The organism is Nocardiopsis sp. JB363, assembly GCF_900143625.1.
In the GTDB taxonomy this organism is placed as follows: domain Bacteria; phylum Actinomycetota; class Actinomycetes; order Streptosporangiales; family Streptosporangiaceae; genus Nocardiopsis.
This window is the reverse complement of record NZ_FRFF01000191.1, coordinates 20,743-35,508: the sequence shown is the minus strand read 5'-3', so window position 1 is coordinate 35,508 and position 14,766 is coordinate 20,743. Positions and strand designations below refer to the sequence as shown.

Sequence of the window (14,766 nt, the reverse complement as noted above, 5' to 3'; positions counted from 1 at the left end):
TGCCCCTTGGCGGCCCAAATGTTGTTGTAGTTGATCCCGGCGGCCATCGTGTAGATCAGCACGTGCCCCGGCTTCAGCTCGGGGACCGGCACGATCTCGCGGGCGAACGCGTCGCGGGGTCGCCCGTAGCGTTCCCGGCGGATGGTGAACGCGTGCATGCGCGTGGGCACGTGACCCAGGGGCGGAACCTCACCGAGTTCGTACAGGTCCTTGGGCATGGCGCAGCGGTTCCTTTCGACGGCCGGTGACCCGGGGCGGGGTCGGGGGTGAGATCGAGCGGTCGGGAAAACGCGTGTGCGTTTGCACGCGCGGGGCGAGACTACATTCACTTCGCATGACCGCGTATAAACGGACATTGTGCAAACAAATGCACCCCAGTCCGTAATAAAGGGTGAGAGGGCAGGGCCAAGGGGCGGACGTCCGTCGACGCCCACCCCTTTCTCCGTTATCGGTACCGTTCGCTTCGGTGGATCAGTCCTGGACCGGTTCCAGTTCGCCCTGGATCAGGGCGAGGATGACATGGTTGTCCTGGTACTGCTCGTTCTGCGAGGTGGGAGTGTCCGTCGGGAACTCCTCGACCCGGATGCCCTCGATCGCCGGGGACAGGTACTTATAGGTCCAGATCGGGATGCGCGGCAGGAGTTCGTTGAAGACGATCGCCAGCGTCTTCAACGTCTCCGTCTGCTCTTCCTCGCTCTCCGCGCGCTGGGCGGCGTCCACCAGCTCGGCGATGTCGACCTCCCCCTGAGAAGGACTGTCCACCTGGAGGTCGAAACCCTGGCCCGGGGAGTCGTCGGTACCGGCGTTCTCGGTCAGGAAGTTCATCTGGAACGCGCCCCAGTAGTCGGGCTGTTCGGGGTTGCCCCAGTGCCGGACGGCGACCTCGAAGTCACCGGCGCCCCAGATGCCCCACGGGTTGTCCTCGGGCACGTTACGGGCCTCGGTCTTGATCCCGAAGTCGTTCCAGGCCTCCTCCACCTGGGTGGCGGTCAGCTCGAAGTCACCCCAGCCGGCGACACCGATGACCTCGAAACTGGCCTCCTCACCGTCGGGCAGGTACCACTTACCGCCCTCCAGGGTCCACCCGGCCTCCTCCAGCAGTTCGGTGGCCTTGTCGTGGTCCTGGTCGTAGTTCTCGAAGTCGGCGAGCTCCTCGGCGGTGAAGATCTCCTCGGCCTGGATGTCCGCCAGACCCGCGTAGTGCTCGACCCGGCTGTAGGCCTCCCCACGGGCGACCTGACCGATCTGGTCGCCGTCCAGGATGTAGGCCAGAGCCTTGCGCACCCGGACGTCCTGGACCTCCGGCTTGGCCTGGTGGTTGAACATGATGCCGCAGCCGTCGTAACCGGCGTGCTCGATCCAGCGGAACCCCTCCACCCCCTGGAAGGCCTGCTGGTCGGCGGCGGAGGGCGCCAGGGTGGAGTAGTCGACGTCACCGCTCTGGATCAGCAGCGCGGACTGGCGGTTGTCGCCCTTGTGGATGACCACCTCGTCGAATTTGACCTCGGCGCCCTGGTAACCCTCCTCGTTGCGCACCAGCGTGATGCGCGCGTCCGACATCTGCGCCTCGTCGAACTTGTACGGACCGCTGCACACGATCTCGTCCGGGTCGAACTCGATGAACTCGGCGTTCCAATCGGCGTGCTCGTCGTCCCCCTGGCGGACACCGTCATTGACCATGTCCACGGCGGGTTGACCGAAACCCTCGTAGGTGGTCTTGGAGACGACGCGGTGCTTGATGATGCTGCGCTCGATGTTGGGGAACGGGTCCTCGAAGCCCAGCCGCACGCTCAGGTCGTCCAGCTTCTCCAGGTCCTGGACCTGCGGGAATCCGAAGCCCCACGACGGGGCCTCCAGGACGCGCATGGCGTAGCTGCGGATCATGTCGTCGGCGTTCAGGTCGGAGCCGTCGCTCCACTTCAGACCGGACCTCAGCGTCACGACGAGGTCGTCGCCGTCCCACTCGTGCCCTTCGAGCAGGAGGTAGTCCCACTCCTGGGTGCTCCAGTTGTAGACACCGCCGGGGCACAGGAACAGGTCCTTGTACACGGAGCCGAGCAACAGCGCGCCGTCCTCACGGTGGACGTTGCGCGTCATGGAGTCCAGGTCGAAGTCGAAGACCCCGGTGAACTGCGCGGCGCCGCCGCTCGCGGTCTCACCACCGGCACAGGCCGACAGCAGCCCGGCGCCCGTGGCACCGGCCGCGCCGAGGCCCATGGCCTTGAGGAGTCGACGTCTGCTCAGGTCCTGCCGGACCGCGTTGTGGAGGGGGTGGGAGGTCATTCTTGACGCTTCCTTTCCAGGAGGACGGCGAGCAGACCGAGGCTGAGGACGACCAGGCCGATACCGACGGTGACGACGCTGATGACGAACTCGGCTGTGCCGGGGGATGTGAACACGGCCATGAGAGTGCAGGCCAGGGTGAGGAAGGCTCCGACGAGGACACCGAAACGTCCGATGAGGAGCAGCAAGGTCGCCTCACCCCCGAGTGACGACGTGGCAGGCGAGCAGCCGGTCGTGGCTGCGCACCAGCGGGGGGCGCACGGAGTCACAGTCGCCCTCGGCGTAGAGGGGACAGCGCGGATGGAAGTCGCAGCCCGGCGGCAGGTCGGTGAGGTCGGGGATGTCGGCCTCGCGCAGCCGGATCCGATCCTTCCTGTGCGCCAGGTCGGGGTCGGGCTCGCTCACCGCGGAGACGAGCGCCTCGGTGTACGGGTGCCGTGGGTCGTTGACCACCCGAGGGGTGGTGCCCTGTTCCACGACCTTCCCGAGGTACATGACGGCGATCTCACCGCGCCAGGCGAAGTACTTGGCGACGGCGAGGTCGTGGGTGATGAACAGGAAGCCGACGCCGAGTTCGTCGCGGAGCCGGCCGAGGGTGTTGAGGAGGCTGACGCGGATGGACACGTCGAGCATCGACGTGGACTCGTCGGCGATGATCACCTCGGGGTTCATCGCCAGGGCACGGGCCACGGCGACGCGTTGCCGTTGGCCGCCGGACATCTGGTGGGGGTACTTGTCGAGGTGGTCCTCGGCCGGGGTCAGGTCGACGCGTTCGAGGAGTTCGGCGGTGACGCGCCTGGCCTCGGCGTGGTTCTTCACCATTCCGTGCCGGCGCAGCCCGGCGGAGACCGTGGAGTAGACGGTGCGGACCGGGTTGAGGGAGGCGTAGGGGTCCTGGTGGATGTACTGGACCGAGCGGCGGAAGGCGGCCCGTTCCTTCCTGTCCATCGAGGCGACGTCCTTGCCCCGGAACAGCACGGATCCGGCGGTGGGGTCGGCCAGGGCGGCGGCCATGCGCGCGGTGGTGGTCTTTCCGCAGCCGGACTCGCCCACCAGGCACAGGACCTGGCCGGCACGGACCTCCAGGTCCACGCCCGCGACGGCGGGGACGTCGCCGCGGGGTGTCCTGAAGATCTGTTGGGCGCCCTTGAGGGTGAGCACCGGTTCGGTCGTCTCGCCGTGTCCCGGGGAGTCGCCCTGCGGTCCGGGCACCGTGACGGGCTCGGGATGTGCGGTGTCGAAGGTGCGGTCGATCAACGGGGGACCCCCTCGGCGTGGATTTCGGCGTCGGTGGAGCGCAGGCAGGCCGCGGCGTGGCTGAGACCCTCGCCTCGGGGAACGAGCACGTCCAGGGTGGGGCGGGTGAGGTCGCAGTCGGTCAGGGCGTGGGCGCAGCGCGGGGCGAAGGAGCAGCCCGGGGGCAGCGCGTGGAGGCTGGGCGGGCCGCCGGGCAACGACTCGGGGACGTGGAGGTCGCCCGCGACCGGGGGCACGGAGTCGATCAGCGCCGAGGTGTAGGGGTGGCGGGAGCGGTGGAAGATGTCCCGCGTGGTGCCCGTCTCGATGAGGCGGCCCGCGTACATGGTGCCGACGCGGTCGGCCAGCTCGGCGGCCAGTCCCAGGTCGTGGGTGATGAAGACCATCGAGAAGCGCAGCTGTTCACGCAGTTCGGCCAGGCGTTCCACGATGGAGCGCTGGGTGAGCAGATCCAGGGCGGTGGTGGGTTCGTCCAGGATGAGCAGTTGGGGGCGCAGCGCCAGGGCCAGGGCGATGAGGCTGCGCTGGCGCATGCCGCCGGAGAGTTCGTGGGGGAAGGCGTTCAGGACTCGGGCGGGGTCGAGCCGGACCATCTCCAGGAGTTCGGCGGACTGTTCGAGGATCTCTCGTCGGGGGCGTCGGCGGCCGTTCTCGTGGGCACGGAAGGTGTCGACGAAGTGGTCCTCGATGCGCAGCACCGGGTTGAAGGCGTTCATGGCGCCTTGGAAGACCATGGCCGCCTCGCTCCAGCGGAAGCGGCGCAGGTTCTCCTTCTGGAGGGTGCGCACGTCGACGCGAGTGCCGTCCTTGCGGCGGAAAAGGATCTCGCCGCTCGGGATGACGCCGGTGCGCGGGAGCAGGCGGAGCAGGCCCAGGCCCAGGGTGGTCTTTCCGCAGCCGGATTCCCCGACCAGGGCCATCGACTGGCCGGGGTGGAGATCGAAGGAGACGTCGTGGACGGCGGTGACGTGGGTCCTGCGTCCGGTGCGGTAGCCGACGTCGACACCGCGGACCGACAGCAGGGCGCCGTCGTCGGTGCCCGGGTCGGTGGGGAGGTCGTTCACGGGGTTCACCTGTCCCGGAGTCGGGGGTTGAGGGCCTGTTCCAGGGAGCGGGTCATGGTGACCAGACCGATCTGGAAGAGCATGATCATGACCATCGGAGCGATGAGGAAGGGCGCCGCCTGGGGTAGGAGGAAGGCGTTGTTGTCCCAGGCCTGCTGGATCATCAGCCCCCAGTTGTCGGCGGTGCTGGGCAGCAGGCCGAGCAGGTACATGCCGACGACGGCGTAGATCGCGTTGGTGATGGCGATGATGAAGTTGATGAAGATGTAGCCGGCCATGTTGGGCAGGACCTCGACGAAGAGGATGCGCGCGGTGCCGAGGTCCTGGAGACGGGCGGCCTCGATGAACTCGCGTTCCTTGAGGCTGAGTACCTGCGCGCGGATCGACCGCATCAGGAACGGCCAGGTGACCAGGCCGATGATGAAGGAGACCACCAGCGGGGACGAGGTGCGGTAGAAGGACGCGATGACCAGCATCAGCACGATGAACGGAACGGTCATCGTGATGTCGGTGACCTGGAGCAGGAAGTGGTCGATCCGGCCGCGGACGTAGCCGGCGACCGCGCCGAGGACGACGGCGATGGCGACCGTGATGAGGGCGGCGACGAAGCCGACCCAGATGGGTTCGCGTCCGCCGAGGACGAGTTGGGTGAAGGTGTCCTTTCCCTCGTGGTTGTTGCCGAGCCAGTTCTCGGCGCTGGGCGCTCCCCAGATCTTCGTGACGTCGGTGGGGTTGGCGGGGTCGACGAACAGCGGCCCGACGAAGGAGAAGATCAGGACGCCGAGGACCAGGCAGAGTCCGATGAATCCGCTGGTGCTGCGGGTGATGCCCTGCCAGATGGTGCCCCAGACACCGGCGGCGGGGGCGGAGGCTGTGGTGACGGCCATGGCGTAGGTCCCCGTCTAGTTCTGGATGCGCGGGTCGAGCCTGCTGTAGAGCAGGTCGGAGATGAGGTTGGCGATCACCACGCACGAGGTGATGATGACGAGCAGCCCTTGGAGGAGCGGGTAGTCGCGGTAGTGGACGGCGTCCAGCAACAGACCTCCCACGCCCTTGTAGACCAGGACCTGTTCGACGAAGATCGCGCCGCCGACGAGGGTGCCGAAGGAGATGGCGATCTGGGCGACCAGTGGTAGGACGGCGTTGCGGCCGACGTAGGCGGTGGCGATGCGGGTGTCCGGTAGACCGCGGGCGCGGGCGACGGTCACGTAGTCCTCGCCGAGGACCTCGGTGGTGGAGGCCTTCATGACGAGCATCCAGGTGCCGATGATCGCCAGGACGTAGGTGAGGATCGGCAGGGCCGCGTGGTAGAACGCGTCGCCGACGAAGACGAGCGTGAATCCGGGTTGGACGCCGGGGCTGAGGGTGCCGCGTAGGTCGATGGGGTCGAACCAGCCCAGGTACATGCCACCGCCGACGACGAGGACCATGGCGATGAGGTAGTTGGGGATGGCGCCCAGGACCGAGGCGACGACGCTGAGCACGTGGTCGATGGCCTGGTTGCGCCGGTAGGCCATGACCATCCCCAGGGCCAGGCCGAGGCCGATGGCGATGAGGCTTCCCACGCCGATGCTGAAGAGGGTCCAGGGCAGGTAGGCGCCGATGGCCTCGGTGACGCTGACCCCGGGGCGGTTGATGGTGCCGCCGAAGTCGAAGGTGAGCAGTCCGACGAAGAACTCCCACCACTGCCGCAGGAGGGGAGCCTCGGGGTCGTAGGCGAGGGAGTGCATCGCGATGGCGCGCGCCTCCTCCATCGACATGCCGCCCTGGGTGAGGCGGCCGGCCATGACGTCGATGGGGTCGCCCGGCATCGCGCGGCCGAGGAAGAACGTCACGTTGGCGACCACGAACACCACGACAACGGCCTTGCGGACCTTGACGAAGAGGTAGTTGCGCCAGATCCGTCGTAGGAGGGTCGTCTTCCGGGGTGTGGAGGGCCCGGCGTCACCGGTGTCCGGTGGCGGGGCGGCCGCGAGTTCGGTGGCCACGGGGCTCCTTCGGGCGAGGGGGCTGGGAGGGGTGAGGGCGCCACGTTTCTATTAGGAAACTTTCCTAATAGATGGTCACCGTAACCCCATTCGTGTGGCGCACACCACCCCCGTGACCAAACGGCGTCTTTCGCGCGACCCGATCGCCACCACGAACCGAACAGACGGCCACAAACCGCCCGACACTGTCCGAATGGAAGGGGTGCGCTCCCCCGAAGGTCGAGGGCGCCACATGACGTTCGGGAGTGCCGGCGGCATGTGCGCGCTTCGTACCGTTGCCCCGCAGACGCACACGAATGCGTCATCGGCGGGCCCGGTCCACCGATGACGCACAGGACAGCAAAGGGAAACCCCCGTGCCCCCAGCACGTACCGTCATCCGCGGGACCTCGGCCGGCCTGGCCACCGGTCTCGCCCTGTCCCTCCTCACGGCCGCGCCGGCCGCGGCCGAACCCGACGACCCGAGCCTCGTCGACGACACCGTCGCCATCGACGCACTGGCCCCCTTCCACGACCAGGAGATCGACTGGGCCCCATGTGAAGAGGCCTTCCTCTCCGGGGCCGAAGCGGAATGCGCCCGGGTCGAGGTGCCCCTCGACTACTCGGCTCCGGAGGGGGAACGCATCGAGATCGCCATCCTGCGCATGTCCGCGTCCGACCCCGAAGCGCGACGGGGCGTCCTCCTGAGCAACCCCGGCGGTCCCGGCCTCTCCGGCCGTGACCTCGGTATCGAACTGGCCTTGGACTCACGTGCGGGAGAGGTCTACGACAGCATCGGCATGGATCCTCGTGGAACCGGAGCCTCGACCTGGATCGACTGCGAAGGCGAACCCCCGCCCAGTTACCCACGTCCCACCGACGAGCAGATCTCCGAGGTCACCCGGGAGACGATCCGGTACGCCCGGGACTGTGACACCAACGCGGGCGACCTGATGCCGCATATGACCACGGCCAACACCGCCCGCGACATGGACGTGATCCGCGCCGCCCTGGGCGAGGAGCAGATCAGCTACGTCGGCTACTCCTACGGCACCTACCTGGGAGCGGTCTACGGAAGCCTGTTCCCCGAACGGCTCGACCGCAGCGTGCTCGACTCACCGGTGAACCCGGACGGCATCTGGCGCGAGGACTCCCTGGCGCAGGCCCCCGCCTACACCGCGAACGTGGAGCGGTACGCCATCTGGCTGGCCGAGCGCGACGAGGTGTTCGGAATGGGCGGGAGCCCCGACACGATCATCCGGACCTTCGAGGAGACCGCCGACCGTCTCCAGGAGGAACCCCGACCCGACCTCTTCTTCCCGGGTGGCTTCGACGGAAACGACTTCATGGCAATCGCGGGAGAGTTCGCTCGTGACCAGAGCGAGTGGGACGGCAGTGCCTGGTTCCTCAAGGCCCTGGTCGAAGACGAGCCCTTCCCCGAGGAGGAGCCCGAGGGCGGGTTCGAGGAGGACACGGACCCCGAACCCGAGATCCCCGAGGACGAACTCGACCTGTCCGGTTACAACTTGGACCTGCACACGGCGGTCATGTGCGAGGCCGAGTGGCCGGAGGATGTCTCGACCTACCACTCGGACATGCGCGACTACCGCGACGACCACCCCTACGGCTCGGGCGCGTCCTGGACCGGCCCCCAGGCCTGCACCTTCAGCGAGAAGCAGCCGACCGAACCGTTGGTGGACCTCGTGCCGGCGGGCAGCACCAGCCCGCTGATCATCGCCGCGGAATACGACACCAATACCGCCTACGCGGGCGGACCCGCCATGGCCGAGACCCTGGACGGCTCCCTCCTGACCATCACCGACGAAGGCGGCCACGGGTTCTACGCCGTCCTCGACCCGGTGGACCTCGATCCCCTGCACCCGTGCGTGGACGACGCGGTGGACGCCTACCTCGTGGACGGCGCCGACCCACAGGACCTGGAGTGCGCGGGACTGCCCCGACCTGAGACGACCTCCGATGGACCCGACACGGAGGACCTGACCGAACTGTTCCAGCGGTTCGAGGAGTACGACGAGTTCGAGCCCACGCGTGCCCGGGTTCTCGGACGCCACTGATCCCCGACCACGACCGAGAACGGCCCGCACCGGTGAGTGTTCACCGGTGCGGGCCGTTCCGTCGATGGGGACGCCGGACATCGCGCGACCGGGGAAGAACGTCACCTCGGCGAGCACGGGCTCAGATGTCCACATCCGGTCACTAGGACCGACATATGACATTTGTGGGTGTTGGCACCCCATGCCCTCTTCGTACGGTTGCCGCGCATACACACGCTTCCGACGACAGCGGAGGAAATCCCCCGTGCCCCCAGCACGCACCGTCATCCGTGGGAGCGCGGCCGCAATGGCCGGCGCTCTCGCCCTGACCCTCGCCGCCGCGGCCCCCGCCACGGCCGAACCCGTCGACCCGAGCCTCGTCGACGGCACCGCCGCCATCGACGCACTGGCGCCCTTCCATGGCCAGGAGGTCGACTGGGCCCTGTGCGAGGAAGAGTTCTTCGCCGAGTTCGCACTCGAATGCGCCCGGGTCGAGGTCCCCCTCGACTACGCCGACCCCGGCGGAGCACGCATCGAGATCGCCATCCTCCGGGCCGCCGCGAGCGACCCCGAGGCCCGTCGGGGCATCCTCCTGAGCAACCCCGGCGGCCCCGGCGGCGCGGGGCGGGCCCTGGGCGCCGATCTGGGTCTGGCCACGCGCGCCGGAGAGGTCTACGACAGCATCGGCATGGACCCGCGCGGAACCGGAGCGTCGACCCCGCTGGACTGTGGGAGCGAGCTCCCGATCAGCTACCCGCGGCCCACCGACGAGCAGATCTCCGAGATCACCCGGGAGACGATCCGCTACACCCGGGCCTGCGACGCGGCGGAGGGCGACCTACGTCCGCACATGACCACGGCCAACACCGCCCGCGACATGGACGTCATCCGCGCCGCGCTGAACGAGGAGCGCGTCAGCTACGTCGGCTACTCCTACGGCACCTACCTGGGCGCGGTCTACGGAAGCCTGTTCCCCGAACGGCTCGACCGCAGCGTGCTCGACTCCCCGGTGCACCCGGACGGCATCTGGCGGGAGAGCTTCATGATGCAGGCCACCGCCTACACCGAGAACATGGAGCGTTACTCGGCCTGGTTGGCGGGCCATGACGAGGTGTTCGGGATGGGCGACGACCCCGAGGAGCTCCTGCGCGTCTTCGAGGAGACCGCCACCGCACTACAGGAGGAGCCGCGGACCGACCACCCGAGCGGCGAGGTCTACGACGGCAACGCCTTCGCCATGGAGGCGGGGGTCGCCGCGCGGGGCCAGAGCACCTGGGACGACGCCACCTGGTACCTCAAGGGCGTCATCGACGGCGAGCCCTTCCCCGAGGTCGAACCCGTGCCCGAGCTCCCCGAGGACGTGGCCGAACTCTTCGGGATGAACCTGGACCTGCACACGGCGATCCTGTGCGAGGCCGAGTGGCCGGAGCGCGTCTCGACCTACCACTCGGACATGCGCGACTACCGCGACGACCACCCCTACGGCACGGGTGCGCACTGGGCGGGCCCGCAGACCTGCGGCTTCACCCAGAACCGGCCGAGCGAACCGGCGGTGGACCTGGTCCCGGCGGGCAGCACCAGCCCGCTGATCATCGCCGGTGAGTACGACGCGAACACGGCCTACGCGGGCGGACCCGCCATGGCCGAGACCCTGGACGGCTCCCTCATCACCGTCACGGACGATGGCGGCCACGGGTTCTACGCCATCGTCGACCTGGTCGACCTGGAGCTCCTGCACCCCTGTGTGACCGATGCGGTGGACGCCTACCTCGTGGACGGCGCCGCCCCACAGGACCTGGCGTGCGCGGGACTGCCGCGACCAGAGGTGACCTCCGATCGACCCGACACGGAGGACCTGACCGAACTGTTCCAGCGGTTCGAGGAGTACGACGAGTTCGAGCCCACGCGTGCCAGGGCTCTCGGACGCCACTGATCCCCGACCACGACCGAGAACGGCCCGCACCGGTGAGTGTTCACCGGTGCGGGCCGTTCCGTCGATGGAGACGCTAGATCTGGGAGTCCTCAAGGGTCCCGGAGGTCTGCTCGCCGTACTGGCCGACCAGGCAGAGGTACTCGCGGTCGCCCGCCTCCCAGCCGTCTTCCGTCGGCATGAGGCTGGAGAAGTCCAGAGCCGATTCCATGTAGTCGAGTCCGACGAAGTCCTCGAAGGCGTCGACACAGCCCTCGTTGACCATCTCGCCGAGCGCTTCACCGGCCGGGTAGGGCCCGCTCTCGTCGAGGGTGCCCTCGTAGTAGACCTCCAGGTCGTGCGGCTCCGCGCAGTCGATCTTGGGCACCGAGCTGACGCTCTCGTCGCTGTCGGCGCTCCACTCGTTGATGCAGTCCCCGGTACGGAGGATGAACACGTCCTCGTCCTGCGCCCCGAGCTCTTCGGGCTCCTCGGGCGCCTCGGTCGCGACGGGTTCGGTCTCCTCCTCCACCGGCTCCTCGCTCTCGACGGGCGTGGGGCTCGGCTCGGGCTCCGCGCCCTGGAGGGCCGGGGGAAGGAACGGCAGCCCGCAGGCGCTGAGGGACAGGACCGCCCCCACGGCCAAGGCCGCCAGGGCGGCGCGGCCGGGCAGGTACTGGCGGGCTTCGGACACCATGGTCACTCCATCAGGATCGTCGCTGCGGCGCCGATCCTGGATGACCGGCACCATCTATATCGATGCGCCGGAACCGAGGAAGGTTCCATCGACTTGCCAGTTTCCCACGCTTCGTCCGATATGACCCCCGGTGCAGGTCAGCACAGGCCCACCCTGGGTAGTGCAGATCGAAATTAGTCGACAACCGACCCCTGGAGACTCCCCCTCACAGCCTCCAGGTTAAGCGTGTCCACTTCTGGCCAGGTAACGATCTCCTTAAGACCGGGGAGCCTACCTGCGCAAACATAATTTGCCTACCCCAGAAGGCCCACAACCGCCACTCATGCAGAAGAATTAACGCTACTATAAACGAGCGAAATCAGACTTGAGGAGAAAATTTACACCATGATCAGATTCAGAAGATTTATTATCACCGCAGTCTCTGCAGCACTTATCGCAACATTGGCGCCTGCCGTTGCTCACGCAAGTCATTGTTCTGCGAGATACAGTGGCTACGGTGCTTATGCAACCTGCAAGTCCGGCCACTGGAAGGTGCAGTACCAGTGCGCCAACGAACCCTCCCACCGCATGGGCAGCGCGGGAGGATATATTGGTCAGAAGCTAAAGACAAGCGTGGGGAAATGCAGTAAATCCCAGGGGATGGTCATCAGCGCCACCGCAATCGTAGGAGCATAGGCTTCCCGCCCTAAAATCGTAGTCCCCTTGCTGAAAATTTCGGGATGACAGAGCCCCATTCCTTACAGGGGGTCGCTGTTAAAACAGCGACCCCCTTAGAACGCTGAGGACCAGGACAGCCGCCCCGGCCCTGGAAACGACGAGGGCCCCGGTGATCGTTTCCGATCACCGGGGCCCTCGCACCGGGTGCGCCACCAGGGACTCGAACCCCGGACCCGCTGATTAAGAGTCAGCTGCTCTAACCGACTGAGCTAGTGGCGCCTGCGCCTGACGGTTCCCGAAGGACCCGCGGCGACATGGACAACACTACCGGATCCTCGGAGCGACTTGTGCCGTTCAGGGACCGTTCGTCGATGGTTGTGCCGCAGACCACCGGGCCGGCCTTCCGGTCGGAGCACCACCGACGACGAAGGCCCCGACCGACGTTCTCCGTCGATCGGGGCCTTCGTGCTGGTGCGTCATCAGGGACTCGAACCCCGGACCCGCTGATTAAGAGTCAGCTGCTCTAACCAACTGAGCTAATGACGCCCGACTCCCGCTGAGAACCCGACGGCCCTCGCGGCAACGGATGCAACTCTAGCAGGACCGTGGAGCGGCCGCGAACCGATTCCGGGGCCGGCCGAGGGTCGGCCCCGTCACATCGCGGAAGTAGCGGAACTCTAGGAGAAAGCCATCACCAGGACGACGATGACCCCGATGGCGAGGAGGACACCGACGCCCGCCAGCACCAGCGGAAGGATCGGGCGGCGCGGGGCCTCTTCGGGCTCGGGGTTGTCGTCGACGAAACGGCGGAAGTGCTGCGTGGTTCCCGCCGGGTCCATGTCGGGATCGTTGTTCTGCGTCATGGGGTTGACACTAGCGACTCATGGGAGCGGTGAGCACCCCCTGAAGCAGAATCGGTCGATTCCACGAACGACCGTCGACGGCGCGGGAACCCGATCCTCGGACGGTGGCGGTGTTGTCACCGGCACCCTCCCCCATCGTCGTCCGACCGAAAACCGAACGTAAGACGCGTACCGCAGAATCAGTGCGGGTGCTCGGAGCCCGGTCGGTACTTCCCCGCGGCCGGGCCCGCGCCCAGGGGCCCGGCGCGAAGAACCGCGGCCATCCGAGCCGTGGGGGAGATCCCTCGTGCCGGGTCCACCCGCTCCACCAGTCGAACCAGGACGTCCGCCGTGTGTTCCGGGTGCGCGTCCAACCACGCCACCGCCATCCGTAGCGACAGGGGCAGGCACCCGGCCAGTTCGGCCACCCGACGCAACGCCTCCTCCGAGTGGCGCCGCTCCCCCAACAGGGAACGCAGCAACGCCATCGCGCCCGCTGTGTCCAGGGCGTCGAGGGGCAGTGCGCGCACACCGTCACGGACCAACAGGTCGGTGAGCCAGTGGCGACCGGTCACCACGGCGGCGCTGCCGGGGTCGCCCGGCAGGAGCGGACGCACCTGGTGAGCGCTCGCGGCGTTGTCCAGGAGCAGGAGCACCCGCCGGCCGGACATCAGGGAGCGCAACCGGGCGGCGGCCTCGTCGGCTTCGTCCTCGGCGGCGGACAGGTCCGCGACACCGACCCGACCCGCCGACAGGGAGCGCACCATGCGGCGCAGCACCTCCGTCGGCGCACGGGGTGTGCCGTCCGAACGGCGCAGATTGACGTAGAGCCGACCGTCGGGGAAGTGCGCGGCCACCGAATGCGCCCAGCGAAGGGCCAGGGCACTGGCGCCGGCCCCGGCCGGGCCGCGGACCAGAACGCTCGCGGGGACGGCCGCGCAGGGATCGACGAGGCGGTCGAGTTCGGCCAGGGCCTCGGCCCGTCCGACGAGCGGGCTCGGGGCGGCCGGGAGCTCTGCGGGCACCAGGGGCCAGGGCCCGTGTTCGTGGTTCCGGGCGGTGGTCGCATGCGCGTCGTGGTGGGCCCTGGGACGTGGCACCGAGGAGGTCGACGCGCCCGGCCCGCTCGGGATCGGGTCGGGGTGGGCGACCGTGCGGGTGGTCCGCCCACCGACACCGGTGGAGACCATGACCGGGCCCCAACGGTTCCGGGGTTCCAGATCGCCGCGCAGGACACCGTGGAAGGCCGCCAGGAGCTCACGGCCGGGGGTGAGTCCCGGTTCCTCGGCGAGCGCCGAGCGGGCCCGGGAATAGGCGTGCAGGGCCTCGCTCCGCCTGTCGCACCGGTACAGGGCGACCATCTGCGCCCGGACGAGGGGTTCACGTCGAGGGTGGGCGGCGACGATGGGCGCGACCCGATCGGCGACTCTCTCGTTCTCGCCCCTGGCCAGGTCGGCGGTGAAGGCCCGTTCGGCCACGCGCAGGAGTTCCTCCTCGACCCGTGGCACGTCGTGGTGGTGCAGGGCCGGGGAGGCGATGTCGGTCAGTACGGGTCCGCGCCAGAGGGCCAACGCCCGGCCGAGCAGGTCGGCGTGGACGTCGGTCTCGCCGCGTTGGGCCGCGAGGTCGGCCTCGTGGACCAGGGATCGCAGGCGCAGCAGGTCACAGCGGTGTGTGCGGAGGTCGACCCGGTATCCGTCGTCGGTGCTGCGGATGAGGGGGTCGCCCAGCTGCTCTTCGAGGAGGGCTCGGAGGCGGGCCACGTGGACCTGGAGGGCGCCTCGGGCGGCCCGTCCGGGTTCGGCCCAGACACGGTCGATGAGGTGGTCGGTGGACACGGACCCACCGGCGTGGAGGAGGAGGGCGGCGAGCAGGGCACGTCGACGTTCGCCGCGCAGGCGTATCGGGGATCCGTCGACGTGGAGAGTGAGCCGGCCGAGCAGGCCGACGCGGATACCGTGGGGATCGGATGGCCCGTCGGTGGTCGACTCGTCCTCGGGTCCGACCGGGCCGAACCGCGACACAGTGCCCTCCCTC

General features: G+C 68.3%; 11 protein-coding genes, 2 tRNA genes and 1 pseudogene. 2 read left to right on the top strand and 12 right to left on the bottom strand.

Annotation, left to right across the window (positions count from 1 at the left end):
* From BQ8420_RS28735 to BQ8420_RS28705, 7 genes and pseudogenes are all read right to left on the bottom strand, one after another.
* Positions 1-218, bottom strand: a pseudogene (locus tag BQ8420_RS28735) (crotonyl-CoA carboxylase/reductase); the annotation flags it as partial.
* 253 nt (positions 219-471) lie between these two features.
* Entirely contained in the window at positions 472-2,283 is a 1,812-nt protein-coding gene (locus BQ8420_RS28730) for an ABC transporter substrate-binding protein (RefSeq protein ID WP_087103193.1), read from the bottom strand.
* Positions 2,280-2,471: a hypothetical protein gene (locus tag BQ8420_RS28725; RefSeq protein WP_087103191.1), complete on the bottom strand. Its 192-nt coding sequence runs from the start codon at positions 2,469-2,471 to the stop codon at positions 2,280-2,282. Before BQ8420_RS28725 ends, BQ8420_RS28730 begins: the two co-directional genes overlap by 4 nt.
* Positions 2,472-2,478: 7 nt before the next feature.
* Positions 2,479-3,540: an ABC transporter ATP-binding protein gene (locus tag BQ8420_RS28720; RefSeq protein WP_369825555.1), complete on the bottom strand. Its 1,062-nt coding sequence runs from the start codon at positions 3,538-3,540 to the stop codon at positions 2,479-2,481.
* Entirely contained in the window at positions 3,537-4,604 is a 1,068-nt protein-coding gene (locus BQ8420_RS28715; RefSeq protein ID WP_087103202.1) for an ABC transporter ATP-binding protein, read from the bottom strand. The genes BQ8420_RS28720 and BQ8420_RS28715 overlap by 4 nt, the downstream gene beginning before the upstream one ends.
* A 5-nt stretch (positions 4,605-4,609) precedes the next feature.
* Positions 4,610-5,491, bottom strand: coding sequence for an ABC transporter permease (locus tag BQ8420_RS28710; RefSeq protein ID WP_087103189.1), 882 nt, complete (start codon positions 5,489-5,491; stop codon positions 4,610-4,612).
* Between the two features lie 15 nt (positions 5,492-5,506).
* Positions 5,507-6,592 (bottom strand): ABC transporter permease, encoded by a 1,086-nt coding sequence (locus BQ8420_RS28705; protein ID WP_087103187.1) that lies wholly within the window; start codon positions 6,590-6,592, stop codon positions 5,507-5,509.
* A 355-nt stretch (positions 6,593-6,947) separates the two neighbouring features.
* On the opposite strand from BQ8420_RS28705, the gene BQ8420_RS28700 reads away from it, so the two are divergent.
* Together BQ8420_RS28700 and BQ8420_RS28695 are read left to right on the top strand one after the other, a co-directional pair.
* Positions 6,948-8,645: an alpha/beta fold hydrolase gene (locus BQ8420_RS28700; RefSeq protein WP_087103185.1), complete on the top strand. Its 1,698-nt coding sequence runs from the start codon at positions 6,948-6,950 to the stop codon at positions 8,643-8,645.
* A 244-nt stretch (positions 8,646-8,889) separates the two neighbouring features.
* The gene (locus BQ8420_RS28695; protein WP_235006548.1) at positions 8,890-10,557 is read left to right on the top strand and encodes an alpha/beta fold hydrolase; all 1,668 of its coding nucleotides are present in this window, start codon (positions 8,890-8,892) and stop codon (positions 10,555-10,557) included.
* Positions 10,558-10,630: 73 nt separating this feature from the next.
* Here BQ8420_RS28695 and BQ8420_RS28690 read toward each other — a convergent pair whose 3' ends face one another.
* The 5 genes from BQ8420_RS28690 to BQ8420_RS28670 form a co-directional block, all read right to left on the bottom strand.
* On the bottom strand, positions 10,631-11,230 hold the full coding sequence (locus BQ8420_RS28690; RefSeq protein WP_087103199.1) for a septum formation family protein: 600 nt from the start codon (positions 11,228-11,230) through the stop codon (positions 10,631-10,633).
* Positions 11,231-12,092: 862 nt separating this feature from the next.
* Positions 12,093-12,166: transfer RNA gene (locus BQ8420_RS28685), tRNA-Lys, on the bottom strand.
* A gap of 190 nt (positions 12,167-12,356) precedes the next feature.
* Positions 12,357-12,433: transfer RNA gene (locus BQ8420_RS28680), tRNA-Lys, on the bottom strand.
* 131 nt (positions 12,434-12,564) lie between these two features.
* The gene (locus BQ8420_RS28675) at positions 12,565-12,750 is read right to left on the bottom strand and encodes a hypothetical protein (protein ID WP_087103180.1); all 186 of its coding nucleotides are present in this window, start codon (positions 12,748-12,750) and stop codon (positions 12,565-12,567) included.
* 179 nt (positions 12,751-12,929) lie between these two features.
* Positions 12,930-14,753: an AfsR/SARP family transcriptional regulator gene (locus BQ8420_RS28670; RefSeq protein WP_235006547.1), complete on the bottom strand. Its 1,824-nt coding sequence runs from the start codon at positions 14,751-14,753 to the stop codon at positions 12,930-12,932.
* Between the last annotated feature and the right edge of the window lie 13 nt (positions 14,754-14,766).

Coding starts and splice junctions, on each gene's coding strand:
- BQ8420_RS28730 (WP_087103193.1), bottom strand. CDS start 2,283: ATGACCTCCCACCCCCTCCACAACGCGGTCCGGCAGGACCTGAGCAGA.
- BQ8420_RS28710 (WP_087103189.1), bottom strand. CDS start 5,491: ATGGCCGTCACCACAGCCTCCGCCCCCGCCGCCGGTGTCTGGGGCACC.
- BQ8420_RS28690 (WP_087103199.1), bottom strand. CDS start 11,230: ATGGTGTCCGAAGCCCGCCAGTACCTGCCCGGCCGCGCCGCCCTGGCG.
- BQ8420_RS28675 (WP_087103180.1), bottom strand. CDS start 12,750: ATGACGCAGAACAACGATCCCGACATGGACCCGGCGGGAACCACGCAG.